The 19,056-nt window shown below is 52.5% G+C and carries 13 protein-coding genes; all 13 read left to right on the top strand.

What is annotated here, in order from left to right:
- The 13 genes from nikB (at window position 1) to BBD42_RS28790 (ending at window position 19,046) form a co-directional block, all read left to right on the top strand.
- Window positions 1-942, top strand: a complete 942-nt coding sequence (gene nikB, locus BBD42_RS28850) for a nickel ABC transporter permease (protein ID WP_099520959.1) — start codon at window positions 1-3, stop codon at window positions 940-942.
- Entirely contained in the window at window positions 939-1,757 is an 819-nt protein-coding gene (locus BBD42_RS28845) for an ABC transporter permease (protein WP_099520958.1), read from the top strand. Before nikB ends, BBD42_RS28845 begins: the two co-directional genes overlap by 4 nt.
- Window positions 1,758-1,762: 5 nt before the next feature.
- Complete coding sequence (locus BBD42_RS28840) at window positions 1,763-2,830, top strand: ABC transporter ATP-binding protein (protein WP_099520957.1); 1,068 nt, start codon at window positions 1,763-1,765, stop codon at window positions 2,828-2,830.
- Window positions 2,823-3,593 (top strand): ATP-binding cassette domain-containing protein, encoded by a 771-nt coding sequence (locus tag BBD42_RS28835; RefSeq protein ID WP_099520956.1) that lies wholly within the window; start codon window positions 2,823-2,825, stop codon window positions 3,591-3,593. Before BBD42_RS28840 ends, BBD42_RS28835 begins: the two co-directional genes overlap by 8 nt.
- A 74-nt stretch (window positions 3,594-3,667) precedes the next feature.
- On the top strand, window positions 3,668-4,369 hold the full coding sequence (locus BBD42_RS28830) for a class I SAM-dependent methyltransferase (RefSeq protein ID WP_099520955.1): 702 nt from the start codon (window positions 3,668-3,670) through the stop codon (window positions 4,367-4,369).
- A 314-nt stretch (window positions 4,370-4,683) separates the two neighbouring features.
- Window positions 4,684-6,504, top strand: coding sequence for a sensor histidine kinase (locus BBD42_RS28825; protein ID WP_099520954.1), 1,821 nt, complete (start codon window positions 4,684-4,686; stop codon window positions 6,502-6,504).
- Window positions 6,497-8,023 carry a response regulator transcription factor gene (locus tag BBD42_RS28820; protein WP_099520953.1) on the top strand — a complete coding sequence of 509 codons (1,527 nt, stop codon included), beginning with the start codon at window positions 6,497-6,499 and terminating at the stop codon, window positions 8,021-8,023. Before BBD42_RS28825 ends, BBD42_RS28820 begins: the two co-directional genes overlap by 8 nt.
- A 127-nt stretch (window positions 8,024-8,150) precedes the next feature.
- Entirely contained in the window at window positions 8,151-9,626 is a 1,476-nt protein-coding gene (locus BBD42_RS28815; protein WP_056041730.1) for an ABC transporter substrate-binding protein, read from the top strand.
- 108 nt (window positions 9,627-9,734) lie between these two features.
- Window positions 9,735-10,643: an ABC transporter permease gene (locus BBD42_RS28810; RefSeq protein ID WP_056042068.1), complete on the top strand. Its 909-nt coding sequence runs from the start codon at window positions 9,735-9,737 to the stop codon at window positions 10,641-10,643.
- A gap of 71 nt (window positions 10,644-10,714) precedes the next feature.
- Entirely contained in the window at window positions 10,715-11,632 is a 918-nt protein-coding gene (locus tag BBD42_RS28805) for a carbohydrate ABC transporter permease (RefSeq protein WP_056041728.1), read from the top strand.
- A 27-nt stretch (window positions 11,633-11,659) separates the two neighbouring features.
- Window positions 11,660-12,979 carry a glycoside hydrolase family 125 protein gene (locus BBD42_RS28800; protein ID WP_099520952.1) on the top strand — a complete coding sequence of 440 codons (1,320 nt, stop codon included), beginning with the start codon at window positions 11,660-11,662 and terminating at the stop codon, window positions 12,977-12,979.
- The gene (locus BBD42_RS28795; RefSeq protein WP_099520951.1) at window positions 12,976-16,272 is read left to right on the top strand and encodes a beta-galactosidase; all 3,297 of its coding nucleotides are present in this window, start codon (window positions 12,976-12,978) and stop codon (window positions 16,270-16,272) included. The genes BBD42_RS28800 and BBD42_RS28795 overlap by 4 nt, the downstream gene beginning before the upstream one ends.
- Complete coding sequence (locus BBD42_RS28790; RefSeq protein ID WP_099520950.1) at window positions 16,272-19,046, top strand: alpha-mannosidase; 2,775 nt, start codon at window positions 16,272-16,274, stop codon at window positions 19,044-19,046. Before BBD42_RS28795 ends, BBD42_RS28790 begins: the two co-directional genes overlap by 1 nt.
- Window positions 19,047-19,056: the final 10 nt, after the last annotated feature.

Here is a 19,056-nt window from a genome sequence, read left to right as displayed (position 1 = left end):
ATGGCCTATTTCATTCGGAGGTTGGCGGCGGCGGTTCCCGTCCTGATTGGCATTACGTTTATAGCCTTTGCCTTAAGCGTCGCCTCTCCGGGTGACCCGGCTGTCGAGCTGCTCAGCATGAACGGCTTCAGCCAGCCGACAGCAGAGCAAATGGCTTTGAAAAGAGAAGAGATGGGGCTGAATGATCCGCTGCTCATTCAGTATGGCCATTGGTTATCAAAGGCGCTGCAAGGTGATCTTGGCACGTCTTATATGACGAAGGAATCGGTTAGCGGCGAGCTGCTGCGCCGCCTGCCAGCAACATTAAGCCTATCTTTGTTAGCTGTTCTGTTTGCCGTCCTGCTTGGAGTGCCATCCGGCATGCTCATGGCGATCCGGCGCAATCGGCTATTCGATCATATCGGCAGGGCGCTTGCGCTGATTTTGGTTTCGATTCCTGGATTTTGGCTGGCGATCATGCTCATTGCCTTATGGTCGGAGAAGCTGCAGCTGCTCCCAACTAGCGGCTATGGCACCTGGAAGCATCTGCTTATGCCAGCGGCGGTGCTTGCTTCCGGTACAGGCGCCATATTGATGCGGCTGACGCGTGCGGCGCTACTGGAGGAGCTGAATAAAGATTATATGCTGACAGCCCGGGCGAAGGGGCTGCGTGAGAGCTTTATTGTGCTTCGACATGCGCTTCGCAATGCTTGTATTCCGTTGCTCACGGTTATCGGCAGTTATTTTGGAGCGATTGTTGGCGGCTCCGTCATCGTGGAAGTTATATTTGCAGTGCCGGGCATCGGGCGCTTTGCAATGGACGGTATTTTTCGCAGAGATTATCCGGTCATTCAGGGTTATGTCGTATTTACCGGTCTCATCTACGTCCTGTTTAATTTGGCAACGGATTTATGTTATGGGCTTGCCCATCCGCAAATTAGGCTGGGAGGGAAGCTGCGATGAAGATGTCCTATAGGGTAGCCGCGGGTCTGCTTGCCTTCGTTCTGCTTGTCAGCTTGCTGGCACCGCTGCTTGCTCCTTATGGCCCGAATCAGATAAATATGGCAGAAAGGCTTGCGCCGTTATCCTCCGCACACTGGCTAGGGACGGACACACTGGGAAGGGATGTGCTGAGCCGCATTTTGTATGGCGGAAGGGTGTCGATCTTGCTCGCGGCCGCTGTTACGCTCGCTACAATGCTCGTCGGCCTGCTGCTGGGCACCATTAGCGGTTATGCTGGCGGTTGGATTGATGAAGCCATTCAAATTGTCGTGAGCATTTTTCAGGGGCTGCCGGGTCTTGCCCTTATGCTGGCCATTGCAGGTACGCTCGGTCCTGGGGTGAAAAGCCTGTTTATCGCGCTGCTCTTCACCTCATGGGCGGATTTCTCCCGGGTCGTGCGCGGCGAGGTTATGAAAATTCGCGAAGAAAGCTACGTGGAAGGCATCCGTGCTTTAGGAGCGGGCCATGCGTATATTATCGCCAGGCATATGCTGCCCAATTTGTTAGGACCGCTCATCGTGCTGTTCACCATTCGAATTGGGCGAGTTATTTTATCTATCGCCTCGCTTAGCTTTCTCGGTCTAGGCTTGCAGCCGCCAGCGGCAGATTGGGGAGTGATGGTGAATGATGCCCGGCCGTATTTTCGCAGCTATCCGCATCTGATGATCGCTCCCGGACTTTGTATAGCCGCTGTATCGCTATGTATCAACTGGCTGGGTGACGGCCTTCGGGATAAGCTGGATACACGGACGGAGAAAGAGCATTCACTGCTGTAGGAGGAATGAAATTGAGCGAAACGCTTATCGTAATCAAGCAGCTTAATGCATCCTTTCAGACAAGGGAAGGGCTGGTTCAGGCAGTAGATGGGGCCTCGCTTGAGCTGAAGCGTGGCCGCATTTTTGGACTGATTGGCGAGACCGGAAGCGGCAAGTCGGTGCTAGGCCTGTCGCTGGTGAGGCTGCTTCCCGCACAGGCTTCCGTCAGTGGAAGCATTCTGTATAAAGGCATGGATTTGCTAAAGCTGAGCCCAAAAGAAATGAGGCAAATACGGGGGAGGGAAATCGCCCTCATCCCGCAAAATCCGGCAAGCTCGCTCAATCCGGTGATGACGCTCGGCAGTCAGCTGCGCGAGGCGATTCGCGCTTATGCAGGCAGAGCGGGGAACAAGCAGCTTAACGCACAGGCTGCTGGTCTATTGCATGCCATGCATATGCCGGATGCCGAGCAGCAGCTGCGGCGTTATCCCTTTCAGCTGAGCGGTGGAATGAAACAGCGAGTGCTGGCGGCAATGGGGCTTGCCGGGAGCCCGTCTTTGCTTATTGCCGATGAGCCGACGAAAGGGCTTGATGCTTTAATCCGTGTCCAGGTGACGGACATGCTGGCCAATATAACGAGGCGCACAGGTGCGGCGCTGCTGCTCATTACGCATGATCTGGATGCAGCGCGGGCGCTTTGCGATGAAGTGGGCGTCATGTATGCTGGTCAAATCATTGAGCAGGGACCAGCGAAGGAGCTGTTTGCACAGCCGATGCATCCCTATACGCGCGGCTTAATCGCATCCATGCCGAGCAGAGGAATGATACCGATAGCTGGAACAGCGCCAAGCTTGACGGATAAGCTTGCTGGCTGCAAGTTTTATGAGCGCTGCAGTTTTGCGATGCCGCGCTGCAAAGCCGAGCGGCCTGGCTTATACAAGGCAGCTCACACCAACATAACGAATAAGGCAGTTGACCAAGTAGGCGGCAATGCTGAGGGCCAGCATGCGGCAGCCCCGCATACAACCGCCCTGCATGCAGCCGTCCCGCAAGCAGTCTCCCAGCACAAAGCGAGGTGCTTCCTGTATGCTTGAAATCATTGAGCTGCACAAACGGTATCGCAGCAGCTGGCTAACAGGCAAAGGTCATCAGGCGGTGGAGCCAACATCCTTTCATATCGCTGAAGGCGAGTCGCTGGGGCTAGTTGGGGAAAGCGGCAGCGGTAAATCAACGCTTGCGCGGCTGCTGCTAAAGCTGATTTCGGCTGATGGCGGCCGTATTATATATAGAGGAACCGATATAAGCGGGTATTCCATGAAGCAGATGAGGCCGCTGCGCCGGGAGCTGCAAATCATGTTTCAGCATCCGCACTCCGCGCTTAATCCCCGGCAGACACTGCTGGAAAGCCTGCTTGAGCCAGTACTGCTGCATAGACTCATGAATAAGGCAGCAGCCAGGGAGAAGGCACTTGAACTAATGGAGGTTGTCGGGCTGCGGGCAGAGGTGCTGACGCGGTATCCCCATCAGGTAAGCGGCGGGCAAATTCAGCGAATCGTCATTGCGCGGGCCTTGATGCTGGAGCCGAAGTTTCTCGTGCTGGACGAGCCGGCATCGATGCTTGACGTTTCGGTGCAGGCGCAGGTTGCCCAACTGCTCCAGCGCATTCGCAAGGAATATGGGCTGACTTATTTGTTTATTTCGCATGATTTGGCGCTGGTGAGGCATATGTGCGACCGAATTGCGGTTATGAAAGAGGGACGTATCGTTGAGCTTAATGAGAGCGAGTGTATCATGGAGCGCCCGCAGCATCCTTATACGCAGCAGCTGGTGAATGCTTTTCAAGCTTTCTCGCAGTGATGACCATAGCCCTCATGCTAATCAATCGTTCAACTTATATATAGACTTTGCATAAGGAAAGGAGCGTGTGCGGGATGAAGGAATGGTACAGCGAAGCTGGCTTGACGCCAGCAGCCTACTGGACGCTCGCTTGGGAGCAGGCAGCCCAAAGCGATTCCCGCGTCGGCAATGATGCCGAGGAGGAAAGCTACTGGCAGCAGCATGCGCCTGTTTATGATGAACGCAATCCGCTTGCTCCGTATACGGCGGAGCTGATGGGCACCGTTATAGCAAGCTTGCGGAGCGGGGATGAACTTCTTGAAGTAGGCCCGGGAACGGGCGGATTTACGCAGCTGCTTGCTCCATATGTGGGCAAGCTTACTGTTGTGGAGCCTTCGGCGGCGATGTATGAAATACTGGCAAGAAGCTGGGAGCAGTCTGGTTTGGCGCAAGCTGTGCCGGAGGCGATACATGCGAAGTGGGAAGAGTCTTCGGGGCTGGCTTGCGATGTGCTGTTCAGCGCCAATGCTTTTTACCGGATACGCGATATGAAGGAGAGCCTTGCCCAGATGAATCTTACTGCGAGGAGGCGCGTCTATCTCGTGCAGTCGATCGGGCTGCCTTTTGCCCATCCGCTGCGGGTTATGTATGGCGGAAAGCAGCTGGAACGCAGCCGCGCACAGGTGCTTTGCGATATTTTGCAGGAAATGGAAATCGCCCATCAAATGGACACGTTCGCTGTGCAGCGCAAAAGCGGGGCGATTCATGATGTTGCCCTGATTTCCTGGGATACGTAGCGTACCAGACATTGCATACTATACCATAGAGTTCAAGTTGAAGAAGCAGCAGCATGTGAGCGAATATCGCTAGCATCTGCTGCTTTTTTTAAAATATAAGAAGTGATAAGCTGAACCCTTATAATGGGCTTATATTTCACCACGAAACGTTAGCTTTGCTGCCAGAGGATGGCGAAAGCCGTTTACGCTAGTACGAAAGCATCTATTCCGTTTTGCACCCGGGTACTTGTCGATTTCTTGCAACTCAGAGTATAGTAATAACTTATAATGCATGTGCAGGCTCCTCAAGTGCTGCGCAAGGAGGGAGCCTGCTATTGAAGCTGCAACGGCTGTACGACCAATACGTCAGAAATAATCTGTTTATGAAAATGATTTTGCTGTTTGTTTTGATTACGACGGGGACGATTGTCACCTTCGCCTATTTTATGTATGATTTTATGTCGCAATCGATCGTCCGCAATGAGCTGGAAAACCAGAAAAAAGCGATGGACAGCGTAAACAGCTATATGACCCGCAAATATGATTCTGTCCAGTCGATGATGGTGGATGTATACCGCAATGAGCCGCTGTCGCTGAACTTATCTTATTTTTTGCAAAATCCCTTCGATGACTATATGAAATTCAGGCTCGACCAAAATATCGATGAGACGAGTACAAGTTTGCCGAAAGGGCTCGACTATTTTGATAATAAGCTGGAAGACGACCCGGATATCGAAAATTTGCTGCTGTATAGCTCCAATCGGCAGTTTTTATATGTGTATAAGAAAAATCATGTCACGAAGCTGATTTCGTCCAACGCCTCGCGCTCCTATATTCCCGATGCGATGGCACAGGAAGACACCCGTGTGTCCGTTCCAAATATTTGGGTGCGGCGCGCCATTGAGCAAAGTGATCCCGAGCTGTATGCCTTTCGGCTCCCGATTAATGACAAGCAGACGCTGAAGGGGCTAGGCCAATTGCTCGTCTACTATAAATCGGATCAAATTAGGCAGGCGCTGAAAAATTATGAGGGCCAGCTAAAAGGCTACATTGTTGTACTGAACCCGGCTGGGGAAGTGCTGTTTGATTCCTCGGATACGTACTATGGAAAAATATATCCCTATATGGATAAGCTGGACACGCTCTATGGAACGGCGATGCTGGAGCAGGAGTCTTATGTCACGACGCTGACGCAAAATCAGGCGGGTTTTATCGTCGTCGGTGTCGCGCCGAAGGCCGAGGTCGCGGCAGCGGCCCACGGGCTGAAGCAGATGATTATGCTGATCAGCGCGCTTTGCATTGCCGTCGTACTGCTGGTGCCGACGCTAGCCGTCGTCAATTTTGCCAAACGGACGAATAAAATTATTCGCTTCATGCGCAAGGTGGAAAGCGGCGAGCTTACCGCGCGTATCCAGGATGACCGGGGCGATGAGCTGGGGCAAATTTCGCGCAGCTTCAATGATATGCTCGATGAGCTGAGCCGCCATATCGACACGGTGTACAAGGCGGAAATCAAGCAAAAGCATACGGAGCTTGCGGCTTTGCAGGCGCGGGTCAATCCGCATTTTCTATATAATACGCTGGAGGTTATTCGCATGCGGGCCGTCTCGCAAGGGGCGAAGGATGTGGGAGAGATGATTTACAGCTTGTCGGTGCTGTTCAAGAGCTTTGTGCAGCCGAAGGGAAGCAACACCTTAAAGGATGAGCTGGAAACGGCGCGCCTTTATTTGGAGCTGTTTCGCATTCGCTATAAAGACAGGCTTTCCTTTGCGATCAGCTGCGAGGAGGGGCTCGGCGACAAACAGGTGATGCGGATGGCGCTCCAGCCGCTTATTGAAAATTATGTCGTACATGGCCTGCGGCCGCGCAGCATGGATAATGAAGTTCAATTGGAGGTGCGGCGCAAGGAGGAGCGCATTTGGGTGACGATTGCCGATAACGGCAGCGGCATCAGCAGCAAGCGCCTGGAAGAAATCAGGCAAAGTCTGGCGCTGCCAGAGGAAGCCGGAGGCGGCTCTTTCGGGCTTAGAAGCGTGCATGAGCGGCTGCAATTGCTCTACGGAAGCGAATACGGGCTCGATATCGACAGCAAAGAAGGGGAGGGGACGACGGTCACGCTGTCCTTTCCCTATGACAAGGAGGCAGAGCATGTATAGAGTATTCATTGTGGATGATGAACCGTTCATTATTGATGGGCTATATGACATTATTGACTGGTCGGCCTTCGGCCTGGAAATCGTCGGCAGCGCGGAAAATGGCCAGGAGGCACTGGCGGCTTTAATGGATCTGCCCGCAGACATCTTGCTGACAGATATTTCAATGCCGACGATGGATGGCCTCGCCCTCATTCGGGAAGCGCGTAAATTTCGCCCGGATCTTAAAGTTATTATTTTAAGCGGCTATAATGAATTCGATTATATAAAAGAGGGTCTCAAGCTTGGCGTTGAAAATTATTTGCTCAAGCCGATTAATCTCGACGAGCTGCAGGAAACGCTCGCCGGCACGATTGACAAGCTGAATGCAAGCAAGGCGGATCGGTTGTTCAGCGAATACGATATTCGTATATTGCGCGATAATATATTGTATCGCTGGTTGACGGGACGCATTGCGCCCAGTGAGCTGCAGGAGAGAATGGAATTATTGCAGCTCAGTCTTGACCGGCCCTATGTGGTAACCGCTGTAGTGCGGACGGACGAGACGGCCTCGCCAGCGTATGAAGCGGCTGAGCGATTGGCTGTGCAAGACCCATCGATGCTGCCGTTTGTCGATATCGATGGCGACTTGGTCATCGTATTTATGCTCGATGAGCCAGAGACGGGCAAGCGCGAGGCGATAGAGAAGCTGCGCGGCATGCAGCCGAAGCTGGCACATAGCGCCATGCGCCTCTCCATCGGCAGCGCTGAACCGATGGGGGAAGAAGCACCGCGCAGCTATGCGAATGCGAAGAAAGCGCAGGAATATTTTCTGCTATATGATGACCCTGAAATATTGGATTACGATTTGCTTGTGCAGGCAGGGCCGCCGGGGACGGCGAATGAGGCCGCTGCACCGCTCGATTGGCCAACCTTTGCGAAGCTGATTAAGGGAAGGGATGTAGAGAAGCTGCATGAGGCCATTGAGGCCGAATTCGAGCGCTGCCACGCCAGGGAGGGCATTACCCCTGCTTTTATGCAAAGCATGGCGATTGAGCTGATGATCCGCTTCAAGATGGAGCTCAAGGAAATCAAGCAAGCCGATCAGCCGGAGCTTTATGAGGCGGGCTTCACGAAAATTATGCAGCTTCCTTCGATTGACGGACTGATGGCGGTTGTGAAGGAAGCGGCGACTTTGACGGTGGAATCGCTGCTGAAGGATGTGAAAAGCCCGGTCATTCAACTGGTGCTGAGCGAGGTGCATGAGCATTACGCCCAGCCGTTGTCGCTTAAGCTGCTGAGCCAGCAATATAATATTCATCCGGTTTACCTCGGACATCTGTTCCAGAAGGAAACGAATGAAACGTTCACCGAATATATTAATAAATACCGTATTGGCAAAGCCCAGCAGCTGCTGAAGGAGACGCAGCTCAAGGTGCAGGAAATTGCAGCAACCGTCGGTTATTGGGAGACAGGCTATTTCTACAAACAATTTAAGAAATACGTCGGAATTTCCCCGACGGAATACAAAGGACTACTCTAATCGCTGGATGGAGTAGTTTTTTTCTTTAATTTGTACATCATACCTTTAGTTTGTGGTCTATATGAAAATAGCCGCATCCGTTAATTTAAAACATAGAGTACAGAACATAGTTTGGGGAGGAAACATAATGAGTAACAAGAGAAAAAGATTTATGCCGCTGCTTGCCTTGCTGATGGTTGCATCGCTTGTGCTTGGCGCTTGCGGAAGTAAAAACGAAAGCAGCGGTGAAGAGGGAACAGCTGAAAAGCCGGTTGAACTCATCTGGTACACCATTGGCACGCCGCAAAAAGATGTAGATAAAGTTATGGCCGAGGTGAGCAAATACACGGCTGAGAAAATTGGCGTTACGATTAAAATGAATATGGTGGACTGGGGCGATTACGCTCAGAAGCTGCAAGTCATGACAGCGTCCGGCGATCCGGTTGACATTATGTTCACAGCGTCATGGGCATTTGATTATGTGCAAAATGCGAGAAAAGGCGCTTTCCTGCAAATCGACGATTTGCTGAAGGAGAAAGGCCAAGGCATCGTTAGCGCATTGGACCCGGCTTTCCTGGAAGGCTCGAAGGTGGATGGCCACAATTACGGCATCCCTGCCAATAAAGAATTGCCAGCACAGGAAGTATGGCGCTTCAATAAACAGCTGCTCGACAAGTACAAGCTGGACATGTCCGGCGTGTACACGCTGGAAAGCCTGGAGCCGCTGCTGAAAACGATTAAAGAAAATGAACCAGACGTATACGCGCTTGCGGTAGATAAGAACCAAATGCCGTATGTGAAGTATGACTACATTATTGAGAAGCTGCCAATGGCGGTTGCACTGGACACGACAGATTACAAAATCGTAAACGTGCTCGACACGCCAGAGATGAAGCAAATTCTCGGCACGATGCACAAATATTACAAAGCAGGCTACATTCCGACGGAAGCCGCAACGATGGATTCCATGACGGATGCGCAAACGACGGGCAAATGGTTTGCAGACCGTGCCACTTCGCAGCCATTCGCGGACAATCTATGGTCGGCAAGCTACGGCTACCCGGTTGTATCGACGCCAGCGAGCGATGCGCTCATTTACAACTGGTCGGTTATGGGCTCGATGCAAGCTATTTCGGCTAACTCGGCTTACCCAGAAAAAGCGATGGAGTTCCTAAACCTGCTTAATACGGACCCTGTCCTGCGCAATATGATCGATTCCGGTATTGAAGGCGTGCATTACAAAAAAGTAAGCGACACCGTCATGGACAATTTGGACGAGTCGAAAAACTACGATATGCCAACCTTCTCGCTCGGCAATCTGATGATTACGTATTTGAATACGACAGATCCGACGAACAAATGGGAAGAGTTCAAGAAATTTAATGATGCGGGTACAGTAGCCCCGCTGCTTGGCTTCAACTTTGATACATCGAAAGTGACAACCGAAATTGCTTCCGTACAAAACGTAAAAGAAGAGTACTGGGCAGCTCTAATGACCGGTACGGTTGACCCTGAAGTTTATTTGCCGCGTGCCAATGAGAAGTTTAAAGCGGCAGGCCTGGATAAAATTATTGAGGAAGCGCAGCGCCAGCTTGATGAGTGGAGAGCCGCGAACGGCAAGTAAAGCGGAAGGCGTGGGGCGAATGGATCGTATTCGCTTCATGCCTTCTCTCATTAATCCGACTGCGAAGAGGTGAAGAAAGTGGGAGCTATAGGACGTTTTTTCAAGGATATGAACAAAAATACCGCTATGCTGCTAATGGTGCTTCCAGCTACAGCCTGGTTTATTCTATTTTCCTACCTGCCGATGGCGGGCATGATTATTGCCTTCAAGGAATACCGCTACAGCCGTAACGGCTTTCTGTCCAGCATTATCGAGAGCAAATGGGTCGGCTTTCAAAACTTCAAGTTTCTGTTTAGCACGAATGACGCCTATATCATTACCCGCAATACGGTGCTGTACAATGTCGTGTTTATTGTGCTGGGCCTTGTCATTGCGGTAGCGATGGCGATTATGCTTGCCGAAATTACGAACAAGCGGCTCGCCAAGCTTTATCAAACGGGCATGTTTTTGCCTTATTTTCTATCGTGGGTTATCGTAGGCTACTTCGTCTACAGCTTTCTGAGCTTGGACAGAGGGGTGTTCAACCAAATCGCCGAGATGCTGGGCATGGACCCGGTAAACTGGTATTCGAGCCCGGGTTATTGGCCGGTTATGATTGTCGTCGTCTTCCTATGGAAATCGGTCGGCTATAACAGCGTCATCTATTTGGCCGCTATTATGGGGATCGACAAGTCGCTTTATGAAGCGGCGATGATTGACGGGGCCAACAAATGGCAGCAAATTCGCAATGTGACGCTTCCGATGCTGATGCCGCTTATGACGATTCTGACGCTGCTGGCGATCGGGAAAATTTTCTATGCCGATTTTGGCCTCTTTTTCCAAGTGCCGCGCGATTCGGGTACGCTCTACAGCGTGACGAACGTTATTGACACTTATGTTTACCGCGGGCTTAAATCGACGGGAGAAATTGGCATGACGACGGCTGCCGGCTTGTACCAGTCGATTATCGGCTTCATTCTTGTTATTACATCCAATGGCATTGTACGCAAGTTCAATAAAGACAACGCATTGTTTTAGGATGGACGTCAGCAACCTTGCTTAACAAATTTTCTCGGAACAGAAGTCCAAAACAAAAGGGGGAAACGGCTGTGTCTGTTGGAACGATTAAGAGCCGTGATTTTCATAAGCTCTCGCCAGCGTGGAATTTTATTTTTCATGCCGTGGCCGGTATTTTTGCCTTGTTATGCGTATTTCCTTTCCTGTTCGTGACGATTATTTCCTTCACGGATGAGGCGACGCTGGCAAGCAATGGCTATCAGATTATTCCGGAGAAATGGAGTGTGGAAGCTTACCGCTATTTATTCAAGGCAGGCGACCAACTGCTCCGCTCCTATGGCGTGACGATTACGATTACAATTGTAGGCACGATTATCGGTGTCGTATGCTCAGCATTGTTTGCCTATGCGATATCACGGCGCAACTTTAAATATCGCAACTTTTTCGCCTTCTTTGCCTTCTTCACGATGCTGTTTAATGGCGGTCTTGTACCTACTTATATCGTCATGACGCAGCTGCTGGGGCTGAAGGATTCCTTGTGGGCACTCATTTTGCCGCTTGCGGTCAATGCCTTTTATATTATGATTTTGCGGACATTTTTCTCGACGATGGTGCCGGATGCGATTATTGAATCAGGCAAAATCGACGGCGCGGGCGAGTTCGGCATCTTCTTCCGCCTTGTTCTGCCATTATCGCTGCCAGGTCTTGCGACCATTGGCCTGTTCTGTACACTAGGCTATTGGAATGACTGGTTTAATGCGCTCTTGTACATTGATTCGCCAAATTTGGTGCCGCTGCAATCGATGCTAATGCGGATTGAGAACAGCATGCAGTTTATTATGAAAAACTCACAAAATGCGTCGCTAAGCGTAGGCGTCCTGCAATCGATGCCGCAGGATACATCGCGGATGGCGATGGTTGTGCTGGCAACCGGACCGATCGTATTCGCTTACCCGTTCTTCCAACGTTATTTCATTCAAGGTTTGACGGTAGGCGCTGTTAAGGAATAAATAATAGTCAAAGGAGCTACACCCACCATGGAACAATTCAGATTGCCAAAAATCCCGCTGCCAGAGCTTGCTCTGCCGCAAGCGGTTCAAGAGGTATTGCAAGAAGCCGAGCAGAAGCTGGCGCACCGCCCGAAGCTGCTTCAGCTGTTCAAAAACTGCTTTCCTAACACACTGGAAACGACGACGAAAAAAATGGATGATGGCACAACCTTCATCATTACGGGAGATATTCCCGCGATGTGGCTGCGCGACTCGGTCGAGCAGGTCATTCATTATGTGCCGCTGGCGAAAAATGATGTGGAGCTGCAGCGTATCATTAGCGGCTTGATCAAGCGCCATATGGCCAATATTCAGATTGATCCTTATGCGAATGCCTTTAATGAGTCGGCCAATGACTGGCATTGGAATACGACGGATGAGACGGACATGTCGCCTTGGGTATGGGAGCGCAAGTTCGAGCTGGATTCGATCTGCTTCTCGATGCGCCTAGCTTATGCGTATTGGAAAGAGACAGAGCTGACCGATATTTTTGACTCGGGCTTTAAGGCAGCGATGCGCCGCATTGTGGAGCTGTGGAAAACCGAGCAGCGCCACTTCGAGCTTTCCCCTTACCGTTTTGTAAGGGACAATGGCATTCCTACCGATTCGCTGCGCAATAGCGGAATGGGCATGCCGGTCAATTATACCGGAATGATCTGGTCGGGCTTCCGCCCAAGCGACGACGCTTGCGACTTCCACTACAACATTCCGGCGAACATGTTTGCGGTTGTAACGCTGCGGCAGATGAGAGAGATGGCCGAGTGGGTATTCCGCGATATGGACTTTGTGAAGGAGCTTAAGCAGCTTGAAGATGATGTCGAGCATGGCATTCAGCTGTATGGCATTTACCGTCACCCGGAGTTTGGCCCTATTTATGCTTATGAGACGGACGGATTCGGCAACTATTGCCTGATGGATGACGCTGGAACGCCGGGCTTGCTCTCGATTACTTATTTGGGCTACACGACCGCTGATGATCCAATTTACCAAAACACGCGCAAATTCGCGCTGAGCAAAGAAAATCCTTTTTATTATGAAGGGAAAATCGCCAAAGGCATCGGAAGCCCGCATACGCCGCCAGGCTATATTTGGCATATGGCGCTTTCGATGCAGGGTATTACTGCGGATAACGACGAGGAAAAGCTGGCCATGATTGCCATGCTGGAAGCAACTGATGCCGATACCGGCTTTATGCATGAAGGCTTCCATTCGGACGATCCAGCCATATTCACGCGGAAATGGTTCGCTTGGTCGAACAGCTTGTTCTCGCAGCTCGTTTATCGGGCGATGAAGGATGGACTGCTATGAGCAAGCGCCATGCCATCATTTTTTATGATTCGTCCTTCCCGATAGCCTTGGAACCTTCTGCCCAGTTAGATGGTCTGCTCGCAGGAGCAGGCCGCGTTGTCCGGGCAGACGAGCTTGCGGAAGCGCTTGGTACTGCGGAAGAAGGCTGCTTCATTAATATGCACGCCCCTTATTTTCCAAAACAAGCATGGAGCGCGATTATCGGCTATTTGCGGCGCGGCGGCAGCTTGATCAGCTTGGGCGGCGCGCCGTTCAAGCGCCCCGTTCGCCGCGGCGAGGCAGGCGAGTGGCTGGTAGAGTCGGAGCAGACAGCCTATCACCGCGAGCTTCATATTCATGAAATGCTGCCAGTGGCCGCTGCTCCGATAGCTGCGCTTGCAGCCGCGGAGGATCTTCCTCTGCTGGCAGGCAGGGAAGCGCTGTTTAGTGTGACGCCAACCTGGAATCTGGTGCCGCATGTGACAAAAAGCAGCGATTTGCCGCATCAAATGGGCTCTGCCGGGCCGATGGACGCGCATATTTATCCGCTGCTGAAAGGCATTTCCGCCACAGGGCGCGAGGTAGCAGCGCCTGTGGTGCTGTGGGAGAATACGAAGGGAGCATTCGCTGGCGCACGCTGGCTGTTCGTTAACCAGCCGCTGACGAATGCGTTCTGGCAGGAAGGCGGAGCAGCCGAGCTGGGCCGTTGGGCCGCTTTTTGTGCCGCTGGCGTAACAGAGCTGTGGCTGAAGCCGAACTATGCTTCCTTCGAGCCTGGCGAGCGGGCGATGCTGACGCTGCAGGTGCAGCAGCTTCGCCGCGAGCTTGAGTGCGGCGAGGTTTCGGCATTTGAGGAGACAAAGCTCCAGCCAGCTGATAATGAGGCTGCTCCAAGGCAGCAAGCGGCTAGTGTTGGACAGGCTGACTTGTACCCAGCCGCGGAGTGGGATTTTGCTATAACGGTCGAGCATGAAAACTCGCAGCAGAAATGGGCATACCGCTTGCAGCAGAGGGCAGGCAAGCAGCAGCAGATATTAAGGCTGCCCGTGCCGCTTGAGCTGCAAAGCGGCTACTATAGGGTTGTGTGCCGAGCAGAATCGACTTTGGGCGAGGTGCGGATTTTGCGCCAAGGCTTCTGGGGCTTTGACCAGGAGCTGCTTGCTCAGGGAAGCCCGGTGACGAGCGGACGGGATTATTTTCAGAAGGATGGGCGTCCGCTGCCTGTAGTCGGCATGACGTATATGACGTCGGACGTGGCGCGGAAATTTCTGTTTCTGCCGAATGCTTCAGTATGGGACCGCGACATGGCGCAAATGCGCAAAGCGGGCATCAACTGGATTCGCACGGGCATTTGGACCGCGTACCGCAATGTGATGCAGGTGGATGGGCATGCGTCAGAAGAGGCGCTGCGTTCGATTGATGCTTTTCTGCTGACGGCAAAACGTCATGGCTTGCAGGTAACCTTTACCTTCTTCTCCTTTACGCCGGAAACGTGGGAAGGGTTAAACCCTTATCTCGATCCGCGCAGCGTCGAGGCGCAGAAGCGCTTCGTGCGCGCGATCGTTTCCCGCCACAAGCAGACGATGAATGTCGACTGGGATTTGATCAATGAGCCATCGATGTTTGATCCGCCGCGCATTTTCTCGAATGGACCTCGTTCAGCGCGCGACCCTTTTGAACAGAAGGCCTATACCGCTTGGCTGAAAAAGCGCCATGGATCGCTTGCACAGCTTCAAGAGCTGTGGAATATGTCCCCGGAGCAGCTGCCTAGCTATGAAGCGGCTGTACCGCCAGAGCCGGAAGAAATCAACTTCGATGTGCAGGATATGCACCAAGGGAAAAATGGCACGCGCTGGCTCGATTATGTGCTGTTCTCGATGGACATGCACAATCGCTGGGCGAAGCAATTGTATGAGGCGATTAAAGACGAATGTCCGAACCATATGGTAACGGTCGGCCAGGATGAGGCGCTTGGCGCACAGCGTCCTTCGCCCTTTTTCTACGAGGAAGCCGCTGATTATACGACAGTCCACTCCTGGTGGCTCAACGACAATCTCGTGTGGGACAGCTTGTTTGCCAAAACAGCAAACAAACCAAATGTCGTTCAGGAAACCGGCATTATGTATGTGGAGACGCCAGATGGCAGAGCGAAGCGTTCGGAAGCTGAGCTTCACAGCCTGCTGGAGCGCAAATATGCGTATGCTTTTGCGACAGGCGGAGCTGGGGCAGTGCAGTGGATTTGGAATACGAACTTCTATATGGACAATGCCAATGAATCGCATATCGGCGCGCTGCGAGCAGATGGAACGGAAAAGCCGGAAGCGGATGTATCGTATGATTTTGGCAGCTTTATGGAGCAAATTCGGGACTTATTCGAGGATCGCCAGCTGGAGAATACGGCGGTATTGTTCCCGTATTCCAACGATTTCTCCAATCGCAAGCTGGCGTTTGATGCGACAACGCGCGCGACGCGGGTACTGGCTTATGAGCTAAATACGCCATTCCGCGGCGCATCGGAATATCATCTGCAGGAGCTGGAGGCGAATCCGCCGAAGCTGCTCATTGTGCCGAGTGCGCATAACTTAGATGATGCGGCATTTGGTCGCCTTATTGCACTTGTAGAGCGAGCGGGCGTTACGTTATTATGGATGGGACCAATAAGCTTGGACGCTTACTGGAAAGCGAGCGATCGCTGCTCTGGGCTGCTTGGCAGGGCGGAGCTGCGCAATGTGCAGCGCGAGGAACAGCTGCGCATTGGCGAAGCCACTTTCCCTGTTTCATATGGCAATCGCCGGATAGCCGAAGTATGGAAAGAGGTTCCGATTAGCAGTGCTGCTTCGAGTGAAGCGGCTGCCGTTGATGCTTCCGCTGTTCATCGAGCAGCGAATGATGGCGACCAACTGGTTGAGCTGACCGTAGGCAAGGGACGCCTGTTATGGAGCCCGCTGCCGCTGGAGCTGAACGAGCGTACGGAGCCGATTAAGGAGCTGTATCGCTATGCGCTTGACTCGGCAGGCTGCGAGCAGGAGCTGAATTGGCTGCAAGGCGGCCAGTTGCCTGGCGTTTATGGGCGCAAGCTTACATTTAAGAGCGGCGCGCTATTCGTATTCGTATCCGAATCCGGATTCGACGCGAGAATTGAAGTGCAAGACCCGGCGACGGAGGGGCGGTACGCTTTTTCACTGGAAAAGGAACGCTCTGTGCTGTTCGCAACGGATGCAAGCGGCAAGCTGCTCGCCGTCTATCGCCCGCATCAAGTAGAGGTAGCGGTTACGCTGCCCGATCAACATGAAGAAAGAAGAGGTGCGCAGTAATGGCTTCTAAAAGAAAGGCCCACATTATTTCCCACACACATTGGGATCGCGAATGGTATTTGCCGTATGAGAAGCATCATGTGCTCCTCGTTAAACTGATGGATACGCTGCTTCATACGCTGGATACGGACCCCGATTTCAAAAGCTTTTATTTGGACGGCCAGACGATCATTCTCGAAGATTATTTGCAGGTTCGCCCGGAAAATCGGGAACGCCTTGAAAAATATATTAAAGAAGGACGTATTCCGATCGGCCCTTGGTACATTTTGCAGGATGCCTTCCTGACGAGCAGCGAAGCGAATTTGCGCAATTTGCAGCTCGGCCATCAGGATGCGAGCCGTTACGGCATCATTGCGAAGGTCGGCTATTTCCCGGATACCTTCGGCAACATCGGCCAGGCGCCGCAAATTTTGCGTCAAGCAGGCATTGATAATGCGGTATTTGGCAGAGGCGTGAAGCCGACGGGCTTTAACAATACAGTAGCGGATACGGGCTATGAGTCCTCATTCTCCGAGCTGCAATGGGAAGGTCCTGACGGCTCGCGCGTGTTGGGTATTCTTTTTGCCAACTGGTATTGCAACGGCATGGAGGTTCCGGTAGACGAGCAAGAGGCGAAGATCTATTGGGACAAAAAGCTGGAGGAAGCCGAGAAATATGCGGCTACTGGCGAGCTGCTGTTCATGAACGGCTGTGATCATCAGCCTATTCAGCAGGATCTGTCTGCGGCGCTGGCGACAGCAAGAAAGCTGTATCCGGATACGGATTTTATCCACTCCAACTTTGAGGATTATTTGGCAGCGGTAAACAGCGGACTTGACCGCGAGCTTTCGGTCGTGAAGGGCGAGCTGCGCAGCCAACGTACGGATGGCTGGTCTACGCTTGTGAACACGGCTTCGGCTCGTGTTTATTTGAAGCAAATGAATCAGCTTGGCCAAGCGATGCTCGAAAAGGTAGCGGAGCCGCTTGCGACGATTGCGCACAAGCTTGGACAGGAATACCCGCATCATTTGTTTACGTATGCGTGGAAAACACTAATGCAAAACCATCCGCATGACAGCATTTGCGGCTGCAGTGTGGATGAGGTTCACCGCGAGATGGTTACTCGTTTTGACAAGAGCCGCCATGTCGCTGAAACAATCGTTACCGATAGCACGCAGGCGATTGCCGAAGCGGTGGATACATCGGTATTTGCTTCGTATGGCGAAGCTGCGCTGCCGTTCGTTGTTTATAACACGACAGGCTGGGCTCGCAGCGGCGTTGTTGAAATCGAGCTTGATGTCGAGCGTCTGTACTTCCGCGAAGGCTTGCCGCTTCCAGAAGTCAATCGCCGGATGAATGCCGTCGATGTTACTGGAAGAGTGCTTGTCGATCATAACGGCGAAGCGGTTGCTTGCTCTGTGGAGGATTTGGGGCTGCAATTTGGGTACGACTTGCCGGATGACAAGTTCCGCCAGCCTTATATGTGCCGCCGAGTTAAGCTGACGTTTGATGCGGTGAACGTGCCAGCGCTTGGACTGTCGTCTTATGCATGGGTTCGCAATGGCGCTGGAGAAGCTGCAGCACCAGCAGGCGAAGCGGCTGCGGTTGCAGCGGCTCAGCGTGCGGATTCGGTCGTGCTGGAAAATGAATGGCTGCATGTCGCCATCGGTGAAGATGGCTCGTTCGATTTGACGGACAAGCAGAGCGGTCTAGTGTATCGCGGTCTTGGCGTGTATGAGAACACAGGCGATATCGGCAATGAATATATGTACAAGCAGCCGGATGGCGAGCAGGCGATTACGACGCAAGGCGTGAAAGCAGCGATTCGTCTGGTGGAGCAAAGCGCTTACCGTACTGCTTATGAAATCGTGCATGAATGGGCGGTTCCGGCTTCTGCCGATGAAACGTTTGAGATCGAGAAGCAGGAGGCTGTTTATTACCCTGAGCGCAAAGCACAGCGTGTTGCGGACATGGTACCGTTGACGATTAAGACGGTTATTGCGCTTTCCAGCAGCTCCAGAAGCCTAGACTTACAAGCTTCGTTCAATAATCAGGCGAAGGATCATCGCGTGCGCGTATTGTTCCCGACGGATGTAGAGACAGCGGTTCATCATGTGGATTCGATTTTTGAAGTAGCTGTGCGTGACAATGAGCCTTCGGCCGAGTGGGAAAATCCGAGCAATACGCAGCATCAGCAAGCTTTTGTTGATGTGAGCGGCGAGCAGGGCGGCCTTGTTGTAGCGAACCTTGGCTTGAATGAATACGAAGTGCTGCGCGATGGCCGCAATACGATTGCCGTTACGCTGCTTCGTTCAGTTTCCGAGCTTGGCGACTGGGGCGTATTCCCGACACCAGAAGCCCAGTGTCTGGGCGAGCAAAGCTTCCGTTTGTCGATCATTCCGCATAACGGCGATGGCGCTTCATCAGGCGCTTATGCGCAGGCTTATCAGTTCCAAGTGCCTTGGACGGCGAGCCAGACAGCGGTTCATGCAGGCGTGCTTGCACCAGTTGGGGGCTTGCTTGCTTGGGAAGGCGACAGCATTGCGTTCTCCTCGCTGAAAGTAAGCCAGCAGTCTGGTGATGCTGTGCTTCGCTGGTTTAATATGAAGCAGCAGGTAGCAGAGCTTAGCTTGTCGGATGCAGGCTTTGGCGGCGGCAACGCTGATGCGTTCAAGCAGCTTTATAAGAGCGACGTGTTGGAGCGTGCTGGAGAAGCAATCGAAGTGAGCGCGGAGCAGGGTGCAGCCTTGGCGGTTGGTCCTTGTGAGATTGTGACGGTTGGGTTTAAGCTGTAACAAATCAGAA

The sequence above is a fragment of the Paenibacillus sp. BIHB 4019 genome, from assembly GCF_002741035.1.
In the GTDB taxonomy this organism is placed as follows: domain Bacteria; phylum Bacillota; class Bacilli; order Paenibacillales; family Paenibacillaceae; genus Pristimantibacillus.
This window is presented reverse-complemented; position numbering and strand designations above follow the sequence as displayed.

Bases quoted from the DNA above. Each gene is read 5' to 3' on its own strand.
- BBD42_RS28800 (WP_099520952.1), top strand. From the start codon at position 11,660: ATGGAACAATTCAGATTGCCAAAAATCCCGCTGCCAGAGCTTGCTCTG.
- BBD42_RS28820 (WP_099520953.1), top strand. From the start codon at position 6,497: ATGTATAGAGTATTCATTGTGGATGATGAACCGTTCATTATTGATGGG.
- BBD42_RS28810 (WP_056042068.1), top strand. From the start codon at position 9,735: ATGAACAAAAATACCGCTATGCTGCTAATGGTGCTTCCAGCTACAGCC.
- BBD42_RS28795 (WP_099520951.1), top strand. From the start codon at position 12,976: ATGAGCAAGCGCCATGCCATCATTTTTTATGATTCGTCCTTCCCGATA.
- BBD42_RS28790 (WP_099520950.1), top strand. From the start codon at position 16,272: ATGGCTTCTAAAAGAAAGGCCCACATTATTTCCCACACACATTGGGAT.
- BBD42_RS28845 (WP_099520958.1), top strand. From the start codon at position 939: ATGAAGATGTCCTATAGGGTAGCCGCGGGTCTGCTTGCCTTCGTTCTG.
- nikB (WP_099520959.1), top strand. From the start codon at position 1: ATGGCCTATTTCATTCGGAGGTTGGCGGCGGCGGTTCCCGTCCTGATT.
- BBD42_RS28840 (WP_099520957.1), top strand. From the start codon at position 1,763: ATGAAATTGAGCGAAACGCTTATCGTAATCAAGCAGCTTAATGCATCC.
- BBD42_RS28815 (WP_056041730.1), top strand. From the start codon at position 8,151: ATGAGTAACAAGAGAAAAAGATTTATGCCGCTGCTTGCCTTGCTGATG.
- BBD42_RS28830 (WP_099520955.1), top strand. From the start codon at position 3,668: ATGAAGGAATGGTACAGCGAAGCTGGCTTGACGCCAGCAGCCTACTGG.
- BBD42_RS28835 (WP_099520956.1), top strand. From the start codon at position 2,823: ATGCTTGAAATCATTGAGCTGCACAAACGGTATCGCAGCAGCTGGCTA.